Source organism: Streptomyces hydrogenans (assembly GCF_014656075.1).
Lineage (GTDB): Bacteria > Actinomycetota > Actinomycetes > Streptomycetales > Streptomycetaceae > Streptomyces > Streptomyces hydrogenans.
On the sequence record NZ_BNBS01000001.1, the window covers coordinates 241,949 to 259,901 of the forward strand.

General features: G+C 75.3%; 18 protein-coding genes. 7 read left to right on the plus strand and 11 right to left on the minus strand.

Annotated elements, in window-relative coordinates:
- Nucleotides 1-108: 108 nt before the first annotated feature.
- Nucleotides 109-852 (minus strand): response regulator, encoded by a 744-nt coding sequence (locus IE321_RS01090; RefSeq protein WP_043230930.1) that lies wholly within the window; start codon nucleotides 850-852, stop codon nucleotides 109-111.
- Complete coding sequence (locus IE321_RS01095) at nucleotides 849-2,096, minus strand: sensor histidine kinase (RefSeq protein ID WP_190221357.1); 1,248 nt, start codon at nucleotides 2,094-2,096, stop codon at nucleotides 849-851. The genes IE321_RS01090 and IE321_RS01095 overlap by 4 nt, the downstream gene beginning before the upstream one ends.
- A 133-nt stretch (nucleotides 2,097-2,229) precedes the next feature.
- Here IE321_RS01095 and IE321_RS01100 point away from each other — a divergent pair, with 133 nt between their 5' ends.
- Together IE321_RS01100 and IE321_RS01105 are read left to right on the plus strand one after the other, a co-directional pair.
- Nucleotides 2,230-3,138: an ABC transporter ATP-binding protein gene (locus IE321_RS01100; protein ID WP_190221358.1), complete on the plus strand. Its 909-nt coding sequence runs from the start codon at nucleotides 2,230-2,232 to the stop codon at nucleotides 3,136-3,138.
- Entirely contained in the window at nucleotides 3,135-3,962 is an 828-nt protein-coding gene (locus IE321_RS01105) for an ABC transporter permease (protein ID WP_190221359.1), read from the plus strand. Before IE321_RS01100 ends, IE321_RS01105 begins: the two co-directional genes overlap by 4 nt.
- Here the strand turns inward: IE321_RS01105 and IE321_RS01110 are convergent.
- Together IE321_RS01110 and IE321_RS01115 are read right to left on the minus strand one after the other, a co-directional pair.
- A complete protein-coding gene (locus tag IE321_RS01110; RefSeq protein ID WP_308076706.1) occupies nucleotides 3,956-4,840 on the minus strand; it encodes a YhjD/YihY/BrkB family envelope integrity protein in 885 nt (294 codons plus the stop codon). The genes IE321_RS01105 and IE321_RS01110 overlap by 7 nt on opposite strands.
- 65 nt (nucleotides 4,841-4,905) lie before the next feature.
- The gene (locus IE321_RS01115) at nucleotides 4,906-5,376 is read right to left on the minus strand and encodes a winged helix-turn-helix transcriptional regulator (protein ID WP_190221360.1); all 471 of its coding nucleotides are present in this window, start codon (nucleotides 5,374-5,376) and stop codon (nucleotides 4,906-4,908) included.
- A gap of 115 nt (nucleotides 5,377-5,491) precedes the next feature.
- On the opposite strand from IE321_RS01115, the gene IE321_RS01120 reads away from it, so the two are divergent.
- Nucleotides 5,492-6,010, plus strand: a complete 519-nt coding sequence (locus IE321_RS01120; RefSeq protein ID WP_190221361.1) for a PaaI family thioesterase — start codon at nucleotides 5,492-5,494, stop codon at nucleotides 6,008-6,010.
- 22 nt (nucleotides 6,011-6,032) lie between these two features.
- On the opposite strand, the gene IE321_RS01125 is transcribed toward IE321_RS01120, so the two are convergent.
- Together IE321_RS01125 and IE321_RS01130 are read right to left on the minus strand one after the other, a co-directional pair.
- Nucleotides 6,033-6,398, minus strand: a complete 366-nt coding sequence (locus IE321_RS01125) for a luciferase domain-containing protein (protein WP_226652489.1) — start codon at nucleotides 6,396-6,398, stop codon at nucleotides 6,033-6,035.
- Nucleotides 6,399-6,548: 150 nt separating this feature from the next.
- Nucleotides 6,549-7,703, minus strand: coding sequence for a PP2C family protein-serine/threonine phosphatase (locus IE321_RS01130; RefSeq protein ID WP_190221362.1), 1,155 nt, complete (start codon nucleotides 7,701-7,703; stop codon nucleotides 6,549-6,551).
- A 189-nt stretch (nucleotides 7,704-7,892) separates the two neighbouring features.
- On the opposite strand from IE321_RS01130, the gene IE321_RS01135 reads away from it, so the two are divergent.
- The 4 genes from IE321_RS01135 to IE321_RS01150 all read left to right on the plus strand — a co-directional run bounded on the left by IE321_RS01135 (nucleotide 7,893) and on the right by IE321_RS01150 (nucleotide 11,133).
- A complete protein-coding gene (locus tag IE321_RS01135; protein ID WP_190221363.1) occupies nucleotides 7,893-8,762 on the plus strand; it encodes an AAA family ATPase in 870 nt (289 codons plus the stop codon).
- Nucleotides 8,759-10,195: a VWA domain-containing protein gene (locus IE321_RS01140; protein ID WP_226652490.1), complete on the plus strand. Its 1,437-nt coding sequence runs from the start codon at nucleotides 8,759-8,761 to the stop codon at nucleotides 10,193-10,195. Before IE321_RS01135 ends, IE321_RS01140 begins: the two co-directional genes overlap by 4 nt.
- Nucleotides 10,196-10,267: 72 nt before the next feature.
- A complete protein-coding gene (locus IE321_RS01145; protein ID WP_043230911.1) occupies nucleotides 10,268-10,480 on the plus strand; it encodes a helix-hairpin-helix domain-containing protein in 213 nt (70 codons plus the stop codon).
- A gap of 65 nt (nucleotides 10,481-10,545) precedes the next feature.
- Nucleotides 10,546-11,133, plus strand: a complete 588-nt coding sequence (locus IE321_RS01150; RefSeq protein WP_190221364.1) for a nucleosidase — start codon at nucleotides 10,546-10,548, stop codon at nucleotides 11,131-11,133.
- Between the two features lie 43 nt (nucleotides 11,134-11,176).
- Here IE321_RS01150 and IE321_RS01155 read toward each other — a convergent pair whose 3' ends face one another.
- The 5 genes from IE321_RS01155 to IE321_RS01175 form a co-directional block, all read right to left on the minus strand.
- Nucleotides 11,177-12,367, minus strand: coding sequence for an alpha/beta hydrolase family protein (locus IE321_RS01155; RefSeq protein ID WP_190221365.1), 1,191 nt, complete (start codon nucleotides 12,365-12,367; stop codon nucleotides 11,177-11,179).
- A gap of 97 nt (nucleotides 12,368-12,464) precedes the next feature.
- Entirely contained in the window at nucleotides 12,465-14,345 is a 1,881-nt protein-coding gene (locus IE321_RS01160) for a CocE/NonD family hydrolase C-terminal non-catalytic domain-containing protein (protein WP_226652491.1), read from the minus strand.
- 182 nt (nucleotides 14,346-14,527) lie between these two features.
- Nucleotides 14,528-15,664, minus strand: coding sequence for a PP2C family protein-serine/threonine phosphatase (locus IE321_RS01165; protein ID WP_190221367.1), 1,137 nt, complete (start codon nucleotides 15,662-15,664; stop codon nucleotides 14,528-14,530).
- Between the two features lies 1 nt (nucleotide 15,665).
- Nucleotides 15,666-17,144: an MFS transporter gene (locus IE321_RS01170; protein ID WP_190221368.1), complete on the minus strand. Its 1,479-nt coding sequence runs from the start codon at nucleotides 17,142-17,144 to the stop codon at nucleotides 15,666-15,668.
- Complete coding sequence (locus tag IE321_RS01175) at nucleotides 17,141-17,863, minus strand: TetR/AcrR family transcriptional regulator (RefSeq protein ID WP_190221369.1); 723 nt, start codon at nucleotides 17,861-17,863, stop codon at nucleotides 17,141-17,143. Before IE321_RS01175 ends, IE321_RS01170 begins: the two co-directional genes overlap by 4 nt.
- Nucleotides 17,864-17,953: the final 90 nt, after the last annotated feature.

Here is a 17,953-nt window from a genome sequence, read left to right on the forward strand (position 1 = left end):
CGCCGCCGTCGAGGAGGAAGCCGATGTGGTCGGCGGGGCCCTCGGCACCGCGGCGGCCGACGACGTGGGTGCGCTCCGCCGCGGGGCGCCCGGCGGCTCCGGGGCCGGTCACCGGAGGGTGTGGTCGGCCCCCGCGGTGACGAGTCCGGCCTCGTAGGCGAGGATGACGAGCTGGACCCGGTCGCGGGCGTCGAGCTTGGCGAGGAGCCGGGTGACGTAGGTCTTGACGGTGGCGAGCGAGATGTGGAGCCCCTCGGCGATCTCCGTGTTCGACAGGCCGCGGCCGACGAGGGTGAGGACTTCCTGTTCGCGCTCGGTGGTGCGCTCGACGAGCCGCAGGGCGGCGGGCGAGGGCGAGGCCCCGGGGCCGTCCCGTCCTTCGCGGGGGCGGCGGGTGAACTGCTTGATGAGGCGTCCGGTGACGCCGGGGGCGATGAGGGCGTCGCCGGAGGCGACGACGCGGACGGCGGCGAGTATGTCGGCCACGGACATGTCCTTGACCAGGAAGCCGGAGGCGCCGGCGTCGAGCGCGCCGAAGACGTCCTCGTCGGCGTCGAAGGTGGTGAGGACGACCACCCGGGCGCCGGTGTCCCCCGAGGTGATCCGCCGGGTGGCCTCGATGCCGTCGACGCCGGGCATGCGCAGGTCCATCACGACCACGTCGGCGCCGGTCTCCTCGACGAGCCGGACGGCCTCGGCGCCGTCGGACGCCTCGCCGGCGACCAGGAGGTCGTCGGTCTCGGCGATGACCATGCGCAGGGCGGTGCGCGCCAGCGGCTGGTCGTCGGCGAGGACGACCCGGACCCGGGGCGTCGGGGCGGTGGAGGGGGAGACGGTGGTGGTGTCGTTCATGCGGGGGCGGCTCCTGGTGGGACGGGAAGGTGGGCGGTGACGCGGAATCCTCCGCCGGGGCGGGGCCCGGCGGTGAACTCCCCGTGCAGCAGTCCGACGCGCTCGCGCATCCCGACGAGGCCGTACCCGGAACCCGCGCCGGTCCGCTCGCGGCGGCGCTCCTCGGGAGCGGGCCCGGGGTCCTCGACGGTGAGGACGAGGGTCTCGGGGTCGCGGTGGTCGACGGTGATGGTGCAGCGGTCGGCGCCGGAGTGGCGGACGACGTTGGTGACGGACTCCTGGAGGACGCGGAAGGCGGAGAGGTCGACGTCGGGCGGCAGCGGCCGCGGCGCGCCGACCCGGCGGACGGTGACGCGCACCCCGGCGGCGCCGGTCGTCTCTGCGAGGCGGTCGAGGGCGGCGAGCCCCGGCGGGCCGGACGGGTCGGGCTCGGCGGCGGTGTCGGCGGGTATGTCCGGCGGGGCGTCGGCGGCACGGAGGGCGCCGAGCATCCGGCGGAGGCCGGCGAGGGTCTCGCGGCTGGCGGTCTCGATCTCGCCGAGGGCTTCACGGGCCAGCTCGGGCCGCTTGTCGATGACGAGCCGGGCGGCGCCGGCCTGGAGGGCGACGATGCCGATGCTGTGGGCGACGGTGTCGTGCATCTCGCGGGCGATCCGGAGCCGTTCGGCGACGACGGCCTGTTCGGCGGTGCGGGCCCTGGTCTCGTCGGCGTGGAGCCGGTTCTGGCGCACGGAGCGGCCGAAGAGCCAGACGGCGCCCGCGGTGGAGAGCACGGCGAGGGCGGTGGTGGTGCCCGCGCTCCAGCCGGCGAGCAGCCGGATGGCGAGGTGGCCGAGGGCGACGCCGACCGCGAGGAGGACGGCGCGCTCGGACTCCTTCCTCGGCCGGTGGACGGCGATCGTGTAGAGGGCGACGTCGACGGCGAGGTACTGGGCGAGCGGTATGGCGGTGACGCCCAGCGGAAAGGAGCAGAGGACGGCGGCGGCGAGGAGGTGGCCGAGCCCGGCGGTGGCCCTGCGGTCGAGGAGCGCGCTGCCGCGGAGGGCCAGGGCGGTGGCGAGGGCGAGCATGGTGAGCCCGTCCCAGCGGAGGAAGACGACGCCCACGAGCACGTCGGCCTCTTCCTGACCGGGCAGGCGCATGCGCAGGAGCACGGTGAAGAGGAGGCCGGCGAGCCAGGCGAGCGCGGCCCACCAGCCGGGCGTGACCCGTTCGCGGAGCGGAACCGCCGAGGACGCTGACATGCGGGGATCGTAGATCGCGGGGCGGTGCCTGGTCATCAGACCCAGGTTGTACAACCGGGGATGACTGTCCGTCGGTTGATTGTCAGTCCTGGTCCGATGCCCGGGGAGGGGGCGGGGCGGCACCGTGGTGGGCATGATCGAAGTCAGGGAACTCACGAAGCGCTACGGCGCCACCACCGCGGTCGACGGGTTGACGTTCACCGTGCGGCCGGGCCGGGTCACCGGCTTCCTCGGGCCCAACGGAGCGGGGAAGAGCACGACGCTGCGGATGGTCCTCGGACTGCACGCGCCGACGAGCGGCGCGGTGACGGTCGACGGCCGGCGGTTCGCGGACCGGCCGCGCGGGCTGCGGCACGTGGGCGCGCTGCTGGACGCCGCGGACGTGCACGGCGGACGGACGGCGCGGGCGCACCTCGCGGTCCTCGCGCGGAGCAACCGGATACCGGTGGCCCGGGTGGACGCGGTGCTGGAGGAGGTCGGTCTCGGTGCTGCGGCGCGGCGTCGGATCGGCGGCTTCTCACTGGGGATGCGGCAGCGGCTGGGCATAGCGGGCGCGCTGCTGGGCGATCCGCCGGTGCTGCTGTTCGACGAGCCGCTGAACGGGCTGGACCCGGAGGGGGTGCGCTGGGTGCGGGAGTTGTTCGGGCGGCTCGCCGGGGAGGGGCGGACGGTGTTCGTCTCCAGCCATCTGATGAGCGAGATGGAGCACACGGCCGACGACCTGGTGGTGGTCGGCCGGGGGCGGCTGATCGCGGAGGAGAGCCTGGCCGAGTTCGCGGCGCGCGGGGCGCGGCCGAGCGTGGCGGTCGGGACGCCGGATCCGGGGGTGCTGGCGCCGCTGTTGCTGGCCTCGGGCGCGGAGGTCGTCTCGGAGGAGGGCAGGCTGACGGTGACCGGGCTGAGCGCGGCCCGGATCGGTGAGCTGGCGGCCGAGCACCGGGTGGTGCTGGACCAGCTGACCACCCGCAGGGCCTCCCTCGAGGAGGCGTTCATGGAGCTGACGGCGGAGAGCGCCGACTACACGGCAGGAGGTGCGCGATGACGGCGCTGGTCGTTCCCGTGGTGGAGCCGCGGGCCCGGTTCCGGGATCTGGTGGGTTCGGAGTGGCTGAAGCTGTGGTCGCTGCGGTCGACCGGCTGGTCGCTGTTGCTGGGCGCGCTGGCGGTGATGGCGTTCAACGTGGGCACGGCGTGGGACCACTACCGGTACTGGTTCGCGTATGACGAGGCGTCGCGGGCGTCGTTCGTGGCGGACGGGCTGGCGCTGGGGGACGCGTTCACGGGGAACGCGGCGATGGTGCTGATCCTGTGCTCGGCCGCGACGGGCGCGGTGGCGATGGTCGGCGAGTACGGCAGCGGGCAGGTGCGGACGAGCTTCGCGGCGGTGCCGGCCCGGGGGCAGCTGATATCGGCGAAGGCGCTGGTGCTGGCCGGGGTGCAGGCCGGGTTCGGGGTGGTGGTGGCGGGCGGTTCGTTCTGGGTGTCGCAGGCGGTGTTGTCGCTGCGGGGCGTGGGGGTGTCGCTGGGTCATCCGGGCGCGGTGCGGCTGGTGGTGGCGTCGGCGCTGCTGGCGCCGGTGTGCGCGCTGGCGGGGATGGCGCTGGGGGCGCTGGTGCGGCGCGGGGCGGCGGCGGTGGTCGGCGCGGTGGTACTGCTGCTGTTCCTGCCGATGGTGCTGAGTGAGGAGCGGTGGCTGACGGCGGTGCTGGGGCACGCGACGCCGTTCCGGGCGTGGCAGCGGCTGGCCGGAGAGGGGATGGCGACTCCGTTCCCGTGGACGACGGGCGGGGCGTGGCTGGTGTACGGCGGGTGGGCCGTGGGGGCGGTGGTGGTGGCGGTGCTGACGGTGCGCCGGCGGGATCAGTGAGCGGTGGGCCCGGGTCGGTCGGGGTGGGTGCGGGTGAGGCGCCGGTCGACCCGGGTCTCGTGGACGAGGCGGCCGACGAGGGCGCTGCCGTAGACGACGAAGCCGACGCCGACGAGCCAGGACTGGAGGACGAGGACGGTGCCGAACTGGCCGTAGGTGACGGCGTTGGAGGCGATCAGGGGGGAGAAGACCAGTTGGGAGAAGATCCGCAGTCCGAGGAGGCCCAGGGCGGTGAGGACGGCGCCGGGCAGGAGGGCGCGCCAGCGGATGCGGCCGCACAGGAGGAAGCGCTGGGACCACCAGAAGAAGAGGAAGGTGCCGATGAGGTCGCCGAGGGCGACGAGGACGGTCACGCCGGCGGGGGCGCGTTCGGGGGCCGGGAAGGCGACGAAGAGGAGGAGGGCGCCGACGAGGACGGCGAGCCAGACGACATGGCGCCACATGGTGTGCCAGCGGGCGGTGGGGAGGTCCCAGGCGCGTTCGTAGCCGGTCTGGACGGCGGAGCCGAAGGTGACGCCGAAGGCGGCGAGGGCGGCGAGGCCGAAGGCGGTGGTGCGCTGGAGTGCCTGACCGGGCTGGCCGAAGAGTTGTTCGACCTCTTCCTCGGAGACCTCGGTGACGCCGAGGCCCTGGATGAGCCAGCGGGCGAAGCCCTGGCCGCGGGAGAGGTCGGCGGCGGCCACCACGATGAGCAGGGGGACGAGGGTGAGGAGGCTGAGGGCGGCGAAACCCATGGCGCGGTGCATGAGTTCCATGGCGCGGCCGCGGTTCCAGGCGAGCCCCACGGGGGAGTCGAGCAGGCGGGCGTGCAGCCGGTGGATCGGTCGGGCTGGTTCGGGCGGCGGCTGGTCGCTCGGCGTACCGGGGGTGGGGGGCATGTCTGGTCCGGTACCCGCCACGGCGCCGGGTGCTGCGGTGATGGGGCCGAACGGGTGGGTGGGGGTCAGGGCAGGGGGCGGGCTCCGGGGCCGGGGGCGACGGTCACGTCACGGGCGGTGAGGACCTCGGCGTCCTCGCCGGCGCACTGGACGACGACCTGGACGGGGGCTCCGCAGGCGGTGTGGCGGATGTCCAGGGCGGGGCCCTCGGGGTCGCCGGTGTGGGTGTCGCCCCACTGCTTGAGGGCGAGCATGACGGGCCAGAGGTCGATGCCCTTGGGGGTGAGGCGGTACTCGTTGCGGGTGCGGGTGCCGGGTTCCCGGTACGGGACGCTGCGGAGGACACCGGCGGCGACGAGTTTGCGGAGCCGGTCGGCGAGGACGGCCTCGGAGAGGCCGATGTGGCGGTGGAAGTCGTCGTAGCGGCGGACGCCGTTGAAGGCGTCGCGCAGGATGAGCAGGCTCCACTTCTCGCCCACGAGGTCCAGGGTGCGCCGGACCGAGCAGTTCTCGGTGTCCGTCTCCAGCCACTTCATCGTCACACTCTAGCCACCTGGCTGCGTCGTTGACAGTCAGCTGACGTGGGGTCTAGCTTCGCAGTACAGAGCCAGCCGTCGGTACGGCGGGCGGGAACGACGGAGTGGAGTGGTCATGGGGCGGTCACGGACGGTCGAGTGGGAGGACGCCGGGGCCACCGCGCGGGCGGCGGCGTCGATGGCGGGGCTCGACTTCCTGCGGGAGATGATCGCGGGCCGGCTGCCGGGCCCGCCGATCGCGGCGCTGCTCGGGTTCTCGCTGGAGGAGGCCGAGCACGGGCGTGCCGTCTTCGCCCTGGAGCCGGGCGAGGAGCACTACAACCCGATCGGCAGTGTGCACGGCGGGGTCTACGCCACGCTCCTCGACTCGGCGGCCGGGTGCGCGGTGCACACCACGCTCCCACAGGGCACCGCCTACACCTCGCTCGACCTGCAGACCCGCTTCCTGCGCCCGATCACGATGGACACCGGCAAGGTGCGGGCCGTGGGCACGGTCCTCTCGCAGGGACGGCGCACCGCGCTCGCGGAGGCCGGCCTCTACGACGCGCAGGACCGCCTCCTGGCGCACGCCACCAGCACCTGCATGCTCTTCCCGGTTCCCGGCCGGGAGACGGGCGACGGCGCTCGCGCCTGACGCCCTGCACGCGCCCGTCCGGTCAGCGCTGGGCGAGGACCGGGCGGGCGCGGGTACAGCGGTCGGGCGCCACGTCCGGGACCGCGGTGGCCTGGAGGGCGGCGCTGACCAGGGTGGCGAGCAGGTCGATGTCGGAGCCCGCGTCGAGCAGGACCGTCACCCAGCCGGATCCGGCCCGGAGCCGTACCGCGGTGGAGTTCTGGAGGGCGGGGCGCAGCCTGGCGACCATCGCGCGGGTGAGGTGGACGTCGGCCTCGTGCTCGCCGTGGAAGTGGACGATCTCCTCCGTCGCCGTCCCGAGACCGAGTTCCGCACCGCAGTGCGCCCGGCCGGGGGTCAGCGAGGGCCAGCTCATCAGACGTTCACTGGCATGCCTGGCCGTGTTCATACGAGGAGCGTGCCGGGCTCCGGGGCGCGGCACAAGCGTCCTGGCGAAAGAATCCCGTCGAGTCCGGAAACCGTCGGTCGGAGAGGGCGATGTGACTCTTTGTCACCACCGTGGGTGGGGTCCGGGAAGCGCTCCGTCACCGCCGCCGGATCAGCTCGCCGGGCGGCCGCGGACCCGGGCCGCGAGGACGGCGACGTCGTCCTCGGCGTGGTGGGCGTCGAGCCGGTCGAGGACCTCGTCGACGACCCGTTCCGGTCCGGGGTCCGGGGGCAGGCGGAGTCCGGCCAGCCGGGCCAGTGAGACGTCGATGTCCTCTCCCCTGCGCTCGACCAGGCCGTCGGTGAAGAGCAGCAGGGTGTCGCCCTCGGCCAGCGGCCGAGTGGCGGGGTCGTAGCCGCCTACACCGGTGCCGAGCGGCGGACCGACGGGGAGGTCCACTAGTTCGGCCGAGCCGTCCGCGCCGAAGACCGCCGGCGGCAGGTGACCGGCGCTGGCGAAGGTCGCGGTGCCGCGCCCCGGGTCCACGCGGACCAGGAGGCAGGTCGCCGGGCGGCGGGCGCCGTCCTGGGCGACGACCGCGTCCAGATGGCGCAGCACCCGGTGGGGCGGCAGGTCGGTGGCCGCCACCTCGCGGAGCGCGGAGCGGTAGGCGTTCATGTCGACGGCCGCGTCGAGACCGTGGCCCATGACGTCGCCGACGACGAGCAGGCTGCGGCCGAAGTGGAGCCGTACCGTCTCGAACCAGTCACCGCCGACCAGGGTCCGGGGGCCGGCGGGCAGGTAGCGGCCGGCGATCTCCAGATTGGGGTGCGGCCTGCCGGGTTCGGCGACGAGCGCCCGCTGGAGGTGGAGGGCGGTGTCCTCGGTGGCGGCGAGCCGCCGGGCGTGCCGGATGTGACGGGCGGCCAGCCGCGCCGCCTGCCGCAGCACGGTGAGGTCGTCGTCGGTGTACGGCGGTGCGGTGCGGGCGAGCGTGACCGTGCCCAGGGGCCGCTCGCGGTCCACGGCGAGCGGGACCGTCAGCGTCTGCGCGGCTCCCGGACCCGCGGGGGCCGGCGCGGAGGGGGCCGCCGGGTCCGGCACGGCGTCCTCGCCGGGCGCGGGCGTCAGGGCGACGGTGGCCGCGCCGCCGGGGTGCCGGGCGAGGAAGGCGGTGAGTTCGCGGCAGGTGGTGGTCTCGTCGAGCGTCGTGCCGATGGATCCGATGGCCGCGTCCAGGGCCTCGGCCAGGCGTGCGGCCGCCCCGACGGACGTCCGCCCCGGGCCACCGGGGGTGGGCGGGGATGCCGCTTCTCGTTCCGCCACGACACCTCCACCGCCGTGCGGTCACCGGGCGGGCGGCCGACGCCCGCTCACCCCATTGCACCAGCGGGCGGCGCTCCGCGCACGGTGCGCACCGTGCGCGGAGGACGGTTGTGCGGCGATGCGGGATCTGATCAAGTACAGCATGAGGCTACCGGTCGGTATCTTTCTTCGCTCCCCGGGGGGACAGCCATGACGAACGGGTTCTTCGGCTCCGTCGACGAGGTCGCCGAGCGACTCGCGGCGACCGGCTATCTGGCCTCGCCCGCCATCGCGACCACGGTCTTCCTCGCCGACCGGCTGGGCAAGCCGCTGCTGGTGGAGGGCCCGGCCGGGGTCGGCAAGACACAGCTGGCCAAGGCTGTCACGGAGGCGACCGGGGCCCGGCTGATACGGCTCCAGTGCTACGAGGGCGTCGACGAGGCCCGGGCGCTGTACGAGTGGAACCACGCCAAGCAGCTGCTGCGGATCACCGCGGGCCGGGGCGAGTCCTGGGACGAGACCCGCACCGACATCTTCAGCGAGGAGTTCCTGCTCCCCCGGCCGCTGCTGACCGCGATCCGCTCCGAGGAGCCGACCGTGCTGCTCGTGGACGAGACCGACAAGGCGGATGTCGAGGTCGAGGGCCTGCTTTTGGAGGTCCTCGGGGACTTCCAGGTCACCGTGCCCGAGCTGGGGACGATCACCGCCACCAGGCGCCCCTTCACGGTCCTCACCTCGAACGCGAGCCGCGAGCTGTCCGAGGCGCTGCGCCGGCGCTGTCTCTTCCTGCACATCGGCTTCCCGGAGGAGGAGCTGGAGCGCCGGATCGTCACGCTCAAGGTGCCCGGTCTGGACGCGTCTCTCGCCGCCTCCGTCGTCCGGGTCGTGGGGGCGCTGCGCGCGATGCGGCTGCGGAAGGTGCCGTCCGTGGCGGAGACGATCGACTGGGCGCGGACGCTGCTCGCGCTCGGCGCGGACCGGCTGGACGAGCGGGTGGTCCGGGAGACGCTGGGCGTGCTGCTCAAGCACCAGGACGACATCGTGCGGGCCGGGGCCGAACTCGACCTGGACGCGGTGTGACCGGCGGCCCGGTGCCGGACCCCGCCGGCTCCCCGGTCGACGGGCCCGTGGCGCGGCTGGCCGGCCTGGTGGGCGCGCTGCGCGCGCACGGTTTCGGCATCGGCACCGGCGAGACCGTCGACGCCGGGCTCGCGCTGGAGGCCGTGGGCTTCGCCGACCGGGGCCTGATGCGCGAGGCGCTCGCCGCGACCCTGCTCCACGGGGAACGGCAGCGCCCCGTCTTCGACCGGGTCTTCGACCTCTACTTCCCGGCGACGGTGACCGGCGACGGGACCGGACTGCGCGGGACCGGACGGCAGGGCGACGGGGACGCGGGCGGGGACGGCGGCGCCGATCTCGCCGGGCTGCGCGCCCGGATCGCGGAGGCCCTCGCCGTCGGCGACACCGCCCTCCTGGACCGGCTCGCGGCCGAGGCGGTGGCCGGCTTCGGCGGCTACGGCTCCGGGCCGGGGACCGACGGCTGGTCCTCGCACCAGACGCTCTCCCGGCTCCGCCCCGAGACCCTCCTGGCCCGGGTGCGGGCCGCGCGCACGGCCGCCGGCCAGGACCCCGCCTTCACCGACCGGCTGCTGGACGACGAGATCCGGCGGGCGATCGAGGGTTTCCGCGAGCGGGTGCGGACCGAGGCGCGGCGGCGGGTCGCCGAGCTGCGGGGCCGCGACGAGGTGGCGCGGCGGGCGGTCGCCGGGACCCCCGACCGGGTGGACTTCCTGCTGGCCGGACGCGAACAGCTGGACGAGCTGCGGCGTACGGTTCGGCCGCTGGCGCGGAAGCTGGCCACCCGGCTCGCGGCCCGGCGTCGGCGGGCCGCCCGCGGCGAGATCGATCTGCGCCGGACGCTGCGGGGTTCGCTGTCGACCGGCGGCGTGCCGGTGCGGCCGGTGCTGCGCCGACGCCGTCCGGGCCGTCCGGAGCTGGTGCTGCTGTGCGACGTGTCCGGGTCGGTGGCCGGGTTCGCACAGTTCACGATGGCGCTGGTGCAGGCGCTCCGGGACGGGTTCGGCCGGGTGCGGGTGTTCGCCTTCGTCAACCGGGTCGACGAGGTCACCGACCTCCTGGCACCGGGTGCGGTGGACCCTGCGGGCCTCGGCGAGCGGATCCTCGCGGAGGCCCGCCTGACCGGCTGGCACGGGCAGAGCGACTACGGGGCGGCGCTCGACGGGTTCGTCGAGCGGTACGCGGACGCGCTCGGCCCGCGCACGGTCGTCTTCGTCCTCGGCGACGCCCGCACCAACCGCGCCGACCCCCGCCCGGAGTCGCTGCGGCTGATCGTGGACCGGGCCCGCCGGGTCCACTGGCTCAACCCCGAGCAGCCCGCGCTGTGGGGCACCGGCGACTCGGTGGCACCGCTCTACGCGGAGCTGGTGGACATGCGCCCCTGCCGCAACGCCCGCCAACTCGGCGAGCTGATCGGCCGCCTGCTCCCCGTCTGACCCCCGCCCCGACCCCGCGTGGCATCCGGCGGAATCCCGGCACGGCGGGTCCGCCCGTGGCACGATCGGGCCATGCCGACGAACGGATCCGACCGCCCCGAGACCGACTTCCCGCGCGGTGTCGGCGCTCCGGCGACCCGTGCCCTCGCCGCCGCCGGATACACCCGGCTCGACCAGCTCGCGGACGTGCCGGCGGCCGAGCTCGCCGCCCTGCACGGCGTGGGGCCGAAGGCCCTGCGGGTGCTCGGCGAGGCGCTGGCCGAGCGCGGCCGCTCGCTCGGCTGACGGACTCCGCCGCCCCGCCCGTCCCGGGTGTACGGCCCCGGGGCGGGCGAATTAGCGTGGGGCCCATGGAACTCCTGGGAGACATCACCCCCGACCGTCCGCTGCTCGTCCTCGCCGTGAAGGAGGAGGCGCAGTTCCTCGACACGGCCCTGCCCGTGCTCCTCACCGGCATGGGCAAGGTGAACGCGGCGACCGCGCTCGCCACCGCCCTGGCCCGGGGGCCGCGTCCCTCCGGCATCGTCAACCTCGGCACCGCGGGCGCCCTGCGCTCGGGCTGGACGGGCACCCACGTCGTCGGGACGGTCGTCCAGCACGACCTGGACGGCGAGCTCCTCGCGACGCTGACCGGCGAGACGTACGGGGCGCCGATCGCCCTCCCCGACGGCGGTGACGTGGTCCTCGCCACCGGGGATGCGTTCATCTCCGACGAGGCCGCCCGGGCCCGGCTGGCCGAGCGGGCCCCGCTGGTCGACATGGAGGGCTACGCCCTGGCCGCCGCCGCGGAGCTCGCCGGGGTGCCGCTGCGGATCGTGAAGCACGTCAGCGACGAGGCGGGGGACGGCGCCGACCGCACCTGGCGCGAGTCGGTCGCCGCCTGCTCCCGCGAGCTGGCCGACTGGGCGGCCGCCCACATCCCGGCGTACCGCGCCTGACACCCGCGCGGTCCACCCGGCCCCTCCCCCTGCCCCGCGCGGCTCACGGGTTCTGGAAGTGGACCTCCGGGTGTTCCGGCGCCGGGCCCTCGAGCGGTCCTTCGGGGGCTCCGCGCAGATGGCGGTCGAAGAAGGCCGCCACGTAGGCGCGGGTCAGGTGGACGGCCCGCTCGGGCGCGAGGTCCGCGGCGGGCAGGCCGAAGTGGCGCTCGGCGAGCGGGAAGTCGGAGAAGGTCGAGTGCCGCGCCCCGGCGACGGTGAGCCACCGCTTCCACCCGTCGAGCGCTGGCCAGATCCGGTCCCAGGTGGTGTCCAGGCCGCCGGGCAGATGGACCTCGTCGTGGGTGCCGAGCATCAGGAAGGGCCGGCCCCGCAGTCCCTCGGCCGGCAGGTCCGCCCAGAAGGCCCCGTCCATGTTCACGCCCGCGTCGACCCTGCGGTCGGCCGCCATCGTGGTGGCCGCGCTCGCGCCGCCGATGGAGTGCCCGGCCATCCCGATCCGGCGGGTGTCGATCACGCGCGCGTGACGCCACGCCGGGGCCGGGCCGGTGAGGCGGTCCAGGACGAAGCGCATGTCGGCGGCGCGGGTGGAGGTCACGACGCTTCCGGGAACGCCCTGTTCGTCGAGGGCGGCGCAGGCGACGCAGCCCAGCGTCTCGCCGCCGGGGAGGGTGATGCCGTACGACTCGTAGGCGTGGTCGACGGAGGCGACGACGTAGCCGCGCGAGGCGAGGTCCTCGGCGAGGTGGGTGAGGGTCCAGCGGGAGACGGAGAAGCCCGGCGAGAGCAGGACGAGCGGGCGGCGTCCGGGTGCGGGGCGGACGTCGCTCCGGCTGTGCGTCCGGGTGGCGGCCAGGACGTCCGCCGGCATCGCGGCGCCCACGCCCAGCCCCTCGGCGAGCCGCCGCGCCTCCTCACGGGTCGCGTACGGGGCTCGGGCGCCGCCGCCGGGGCGGGCGGCCGGGTAGTGGAGGGTGACCATCAGCCGCCGCCCGTCGGCCGTCGGCACCCAGGGGTCCGTACGGGAGCGGTCGACGAGCGGCAGCACGGTGCTGCCCACGGGGTGCGGTCCGGTCGGTACCGGCAGCGCGAACGGAACCGCGGCCGCGCGGGCGTCGACACCGCCGCGGGCACCGGCGGCGGACTGCGTGCCGGAGGCGGCGGCGGTCCCGGCGGATAACGCGAGGGAGCAGACGAGAACGGCGGCCGCGGCCGCCCGGGTGAATCGCTTCATGCGGGTCACGCTAGAAGCCCGCCCCCGCGCGCCGCGTCCACCCCGAGGCGTAATCCACCGCGGCGACGTCCGTCCGGTCCACCGGACCGGCGGGGCCTCAGCCCAGCGGCAGTTCCAGGAAGGACGACGCCTCGGCCGGCGAGCCGAGTTCGGTCTGCGTCCAGGTCACGGACGCGTCCCCGTACAGCGGGTCCTTGCTGTCGACGACGAGCATCAGCCGGTGACCGGCGGGGATGTCGTAGGCGGCGGCCTGGAGGCGCCAGGTGACGGTGGTGTCCCGGTCGGGGGTCAGGTCGTAGGCGTTGAGCGGTTCGTGGGTGATGATGCGGGCCGTGTCGTCCTCGGCGACGTCGAAGAGGTGGGCGATGAGCCCGGCGGCGGAGACGGTGGAGCGGACGGTGAGGCGGAGCCTCGGGACGCCGCGGACGCGCCGGCCGACCGGACCGCCGTCGGCCGGGACGAGCGGCGCCGTGGTCCAGGCGAGGGCGTGCCGCCGGTCGATCTTGCGGATGTCGTAGATCTTGGGGTTGCCCCTCCACTCGGCCTGGCCGGTCCTGAGCGGTTCGCCCATCGCGGTGGCCTCCGTGTCGACGCCCGCGAGGAAGGTGCGGCGCCAGCCGGTGGTCGCCGCGTCCTCCCCGGCGGGCACGAGCCGGCCGTCGGTGCCGCCGGCGCCCTCGCCGGTGAGGCCGAGCACCTCGTGGCCGACGGTGACGTCCCGCCAGGTGGGCCGGGACTCGCGGACGGCGGGTTCGACGATCCGCCGGGCGCCGGTGGGCCGTCCGGTGACCGGGTCGGTCGCGGGCTCGGTGACGTACGTGAACATCACCTGGCCGCAGACCTCGTCCCACTCCTCGACGCCGTTGCGCTCGCCCTTGAGGTGGTGGTCGAGCCAGGCGTACGCCTCGTCCAGGACGGGGTCGGGCGCGCCCGGAGCGGTTCCGAGGAGGCCGACGCCCTCGGGGGCCGCGTGGTCGCCGATCCAGAGGTTGAGCCGCTTGGGGACGCGCAGCCGGTCGAAGGCGTCGACCACCTCGTTGACCGCGAAGAGGCTCTCGTGCCAGGTGTTCGAGAAGAAGGTGGGGGTGCCGTGGTCGTCGGTGAGGTCGGTGTACGTCTCCGGGGAGCGGCGCTCGGCCCAGCGGACGACCGCGTCGAGGTTCCGGTCGTTCAGGAAGTCGTCCAGGACCCGCCGGTTCTCCTCGTCGAACTTCTCCTCGACGGGACCGCCGGTGAAGCCGATGAGGGCCTTCACGGCGGCGAGGTGACGGGTCCTGTTCTCGTACAGGCTGGTGGCGAGGTTGCCCCAGGTGCTCAGGGCGACGACGGCGGCGACGCGCTCGTCGTGGGCGGCGACGAGCTGGCTGATCCCGGAGCCGTAGGACTCGCCCAGGAAGCCGGTGACGGCGGGGGCGAACCGCTCGATGCCGAAGTCGACCACGGTGGAGCCGTCGGCCACGTCGTGCGGGCCGGCGACGTCGACGTACCCCTCCGAGGTGGTGGGGAGTCCGGGGATCCCGAGGCCGCGCGGCGTGTAGGCGAGGACGTGGTAGCCGCGCAGGGCGAGCGCCATGTAGAGGCCGGGGAAGAGGCCCCAGCCGAAGGGGGTCCAGCCGGAGGGGACGACGACGAGCGGGTGGGGGCCCGGCGCGAGCAGGCGCAGGCTGAAGGCGGAGAGGCGGAGCCCGTCGGTGGTCTCGATGCGGTGGTGGGCCGGCAGCGCCAGGCCGCGCACCCGCGCGACCTGCTCGGCGAGTCCGGCGGGGAGCGCGCCCGCGGCGGGTCCGCCGTCGGTCAGGAGGACGGCGAGGACGGTCTGGCCGAAGCGGACGGCCTCGGGGTGGACGGTCCCGCCGGAGGCCCACAGGCCGTCGGCGGCGACGCGGTCCGCGTCGGCCTCGGTGAGGGCCGCCCCGCTTCCGGGGAATCCAGGGAACTCCTCGGACGAACCGTCGGTGGTGGAGCTGGGCTGGGGCACGTGCACCCGTTCCTCTCGGCTGGAGTGTGACTGTCCGTCATACGGACGCACGCAAGCCTCACGTATCGGAACGGGAGCGACCAGAGCGCACGAAGGGCGCATGGATCGCGCAAGGGGGCGGCAACGACCCAGGTCGCCCCGAACTCGACGTTTGGGAGCGGACGGAGTCGTTCCGGAGGGGGTCAGCGCGGCAGCTCCGGCGGGTTCGTCCCCTCGGTGCGGACGATGAGCAGCGCGGCCACGTCGTCGTCGAGCCCGCCGTCGCCGTAGGCGGCGAGGTCCCGGTGGAGGAGGTCGGGCACCTGTTCGGAGGGGGCGGTGGACCACTGCCGCGCCCGCTCCTCCAGCGGGTAGAAGGTGCCGGCGCGGTCGCGGGTCTCGCTGACGCCGTCGGTGTAGAGCAGCAGCCGGTCGCCGGGGCCGAAGGGGAACTCCTCCACGTGGTGGTGGGAGTCGGCGAGGCCGGCGAGGTTGAGCGGCAGCGAGGGGTCGGCGACCTCCACCGGACTGACGTCGGTGCCGTGCTGGAGGAGCGGGGCGGGGTGGCCGCAGTTGAGCAGACGGGCGGTGCCGGTGCCCTCGGGGAGTTCGACGAGGACGACGGTGGCGAAGCGTTCGGCGGCGTCGGAGTCGGGGTCCCAGGCGGCGTAGCGGGCCAGTCCCTCGTCGAGGCGGTCGGCGAGCGCGGGGAGGTCGGGGGCGTCGTAGGCGGTGGAGCGGAAGGAGCCGAGCAGGACCGAGGCCGTCTCGACGGCTCCGAGGCCCTTGCCCTGCACGTCGCCGAGCATGATCCGTACCGCGCCGGGGATCCGCACGGCTTCGTAGAAGTCGCCGCCGATCCGGGCCTTGGCCGCGGCGGCGACGTACAGCAGGTGGAGTTCGACGGGGCCGAGGCGGGGCGGGAGCGGGCGGAGCACCACGCGCTGGACGACGTCGGCGACGGCGGTCACCTCGGCGAGGTCCCGTTCGTAGCGGGTGCGGACCGCGCTGACCCAGGCGGAGGCGGCGGTGATGCCGAGGATGAGGCCCTCGCTCGCGAGCAGTTCGTCGGTGCCGGATTCGCCCCGGCCCAGGACGAGCACGGCCCGCAGGACCATCGCGACGACGCCCATGCCGATGGTGCCCCACACGCTCCAGGTGGCGGCGGCGAGCGCGGGGACGGTGAAGAGGAGCCGGTCGACGCGCTCGGAGTCGGGGGTGACGATGTCCGCGACGACGACCAGGACCATGACCAGGACGGGCAGGGCGCGCCCGAGGTTGACCTGGGTCCGGGACCCGACGGCGGGCCGGGGCCGGGGCCGGGGACCAGCTGTGTGCATTTCATGATCGTACGCAGAACGGGCGGCGGGACCGGCGCGCTTCGGACGGGCGTGTCCCGTCGCCCGGGCCGCCGGACGCCCCCGGGAGGGCGAGGGCGGCGGGCAGGGTGAGGCCCGCGACGAGCGCCAGGACCGGGAGCGCGGCACCGTGGGCGGGGACGAAGCCTCCCGCCGGGACGAGGGCGAGAAGGAGGGCGGCGGTGGCGACGCCGACGGCGGGGCCGGTGTTCATGGCGGTCTGCTGGAGCCCGCCGGCGACCCCGGCGTGCTCCACGGGAGCGTGCCGGACGATCGCGGCGGTCGCGGTGATCATCAGGGTGACGAACCCGGCGCCGAGGAGGGCCGCGCCGGTGCCGGTCGCCACGGCGCCCGCACCGGTGTCGAGGCGGGCGAGGACCAGCACCCCGGCGGTGAGCAGGCCGCCTCCGGCGAGGGCGGTGCGCCGGGGGCCGAGCCGGCGCTGGAGCGGCGGGCAGCCCAGGGCGCCGAGCACCATCAGGACGGCGAGCGGGAGGAAGCGGAGGCCGGCGTCGAGCGGGTCGAGGCGCTGGACCTCCTGGAGGAAGTACGTCGTGACGAAGAGGGCGCCGGAGAGCGCGGCGGAGGCGGCCAGCAGTGCGCCGAGTCCGGCGGCCACGGGCCGGCTCCGCAGCAGCGCGGGCGGCAGCAGGGGATGCGGGGCCCGCCGTTCGTGGCGTACGAGGGCGAGCGCGGCGGCCGCGGAGGCGGCGAGGGTGACGGCGGCCCGTCCGCCGGCGCCGGGGTGCGGGAGGGTGACGAGCCCGTGCACGAGGAGGCCGAGCGCGGTGGCGAGCAGCAGGGCGCCCAGCGGATCGCCGCCCGCACGCGCGCGTGCCGGGTCCGTCCGGCGGGGCTCGCGGACGGTGAGGGCGAGGAGTCCGACGGCGAGCGTCGGCGGCACGCCGAGGAGGAAGACGGAGCGCCAGCCGTACGCGGAGACCAGGGCGCCGCCGAGGAGGGGGCCGGCCGCCGCGGCGAGTCCGATGGCGGCGGTGCGCAGCGCGATGGGGCCGGTGAGCCGGTCGGGCGGGTAGGCGGTGCGGAGCATGCCGAGGGTGGCGGGCTGGAGGAGCGCCCCGCAGACCCCTTGGAGGATGCGGAGCAGCACCACGGTGCCGATGCCGGGGGCGAGCGCGATCCCGGCGGAGGCGGCGGCGAAGCCGAGGGAGCCGAGCGCGAAGACCCGGTGGTGGCCGTGCCGGTCGCCGAGGCGACCGGCGAGGACGAGGAGGCTCGCGACGGCGACGAGATAGCCAGTGCTGGTCCACTGGACCTGGGCGACGCCGGTGTGCAGGTCCCGTTGGAGGGCGGGTTGGGCGAGGGTCAGGACGGTGCCGTCGAGGGCGACGACGGCGGCGCCGGTGACGCTGCACGCGAGGGTCCGGGCGCGGACGCTCCGGGTGGGTGCGGGGGCGGCGGTCGCCGAGCCCGGGGCCGCCGGGCCGGTGGTGGCGCTCATCGGGTGGGCTCCGCCGGGCCGAGGTGGGCGTCGAGGGCGGCGCGGACGAACGGGGCGGGGTCGTCGGAGCCGGTGGCGAGGGAGAGGCTGCCCCAGTGGCGGAGCTGGGCCAGGCCGTGGAGGTTCGCCCAGAGCGCGCCGGCTGCGGTGACGGCGTCGGTCCCGGGACGGAGTTCGGCGACGAGGGCGGCGAGCCGGGCGAAGAGCGGCAGGCTCGTCTCGCGCAGCCCCAGCCGGCCGCTCTCCAGCAGGTCGTGGCGGAACATCAGCTCGTACATGCCGCGGCGCTCGGCGGCGTATCCGAGGTAGACGCGGGTCAGCGTCTCGACGCGCTCCCGGGGTCCGGCGTCCGTGCGGTCGGCCTCCCGGTCGGCCTCGGCGACGCGCGCGGCGAGTTCGGCGAAGCCCTCGCGGGCGATGGCCGACAGCAGGTCGAGGTGGGTCGGGAACCAGCGGCGGGGCGCGCCGTGGGAGACGCCGGCGCGGCGGGCGATCTCGCGGAGGGTGAGGGCCTGGGCGCCTTCGGCGTCGACGAGGGCGACGCCGGTCCTGACGAGCCGCTCCCGCAGCCCGTCGCCCTTCTCTTCCGCGCCGGGACGGGCTTCTGCTTCGGCTTCGGCCCGCGCGTCGGTGCCTGCATCGACGCCGGGGCCGGCGTCGGCATCGGTCCCGGAGTGGTGGCGAGCCCGGGCGTGGTCCTGAGGTGAAGGCTGAGACATGGACACTGTCTACCAGTCCCCGTAGACAGTGTCTACGATCTTCGAAGCGCGAAATAGACAGCGTCTACTCCCCCGGCGCCCCATCGGTTA

Bases quoted from the DNA above. Each gene is read 5' to 3' on its own strand.
- IE321_RS01090 (WP_043230930.1), bottom strand. From the start codon at position 852: ATGAACGACACCACCACCGTCTCCCCCTCCACCGCCCCGACGCCCCGG.
- IE321_RS01095 (WP_190221357.1), bottom strand. From the start codon at position 2,096: ATGTCAGCGTCCTCGGCGGTTCCGCTCCGCGAACGGGTCACGCCCGGC.
- IE321_RS01100 (WP_190221358.1), top strand. From the start codon at position 2,230: ATGATCGAAGTCAGGGAACTCACGAAGCGCTACGGCGCCACCACCGCG.
- IE321_RS01105 (WP_190221359.1), top strand. From the start codon at position 3,135: ATGACGGCGCTGGTCGTTCCCGTGGTGGAGCCGCGGGCCCGGTTCCGG.
- IE321_RS01110 (WP_308076706.1), bottom strand. From the start codon at position 4,840: ATGCCCCCCACCCCCGGTACGCCGAGCGACCAGCCGCCGCCCGAACCA.
- IE321_RS01115 (WP_190221360.1), bottom strand. From the start codon at position 5,376: ATGAAGTGGCTGGAGACGGACACCGAGAACTGCTCGGTCCGGCGCACC.
- IE321_RS01120 (WP_190221361.1), top strand. From the start codon at position 5,492: ATGGGGCGGTCACGGACGGTCGAGTGGGAGGACGCCGGGGCCACCGCG.
- IE321_RS01125 (WP_226652489.1), bottom strand. From the start codon at position 6,398: ATGAACACGGCCAGGCATGCCAGTGAACGTCTGATGAGCTGGCCCTCG.
- IE321_RS01135 (WP_190221363.1), top strand. From the start codon at position 7,893: ATGACGAACGGGTTCTTCGGCTCCGTCGACGAGGTCGCCGAGCGACTC.
- IE321_RS01145 (WP_043230911.1), top strand. From the start codon at position 10,268: ATGCCGACGAACGGATCCGACCGCCCCGAGACCGACTTCCCGCGCGGT.
- IE321_RS01150 (WP_190221364.1), top strand. From the start codon at position 10,546: ATGGAACTCCTGGGAGACATCACCCCCGACCGTCCGCTGCTCGTCCTC.
- IE321_RS01155 (WP_190221365.1), bottom strand. From the start codon at position 12,367: ATGAAGCGATTCACCCGGGCGGCCGCGGCCGCCGTTCTCGTCTGCTCC.
- IE321_RS01165 (WP_190221367.1), bottom strand. From the start codon at position 15,664: ATGCACACAGCTGGTCCCCGGCCCCGGCCCCGGCCCGCCGTCGGGTCC.
- IE321_RS01170 (WP_190221368.1), bottom strand. From the start codon at position 17,144: ATGAGCGCCACCACCGGCCCGGCGGCCCCGGGCTCGGCGACCGCCGCC.
- IE321_RS01175 (WP_190221369.1), bottom strand. From the start codon at position 17,863: ATGTCTCAGCCTTCACCTCAGGACCACGCCCGGGCTCGCCACCACTCC.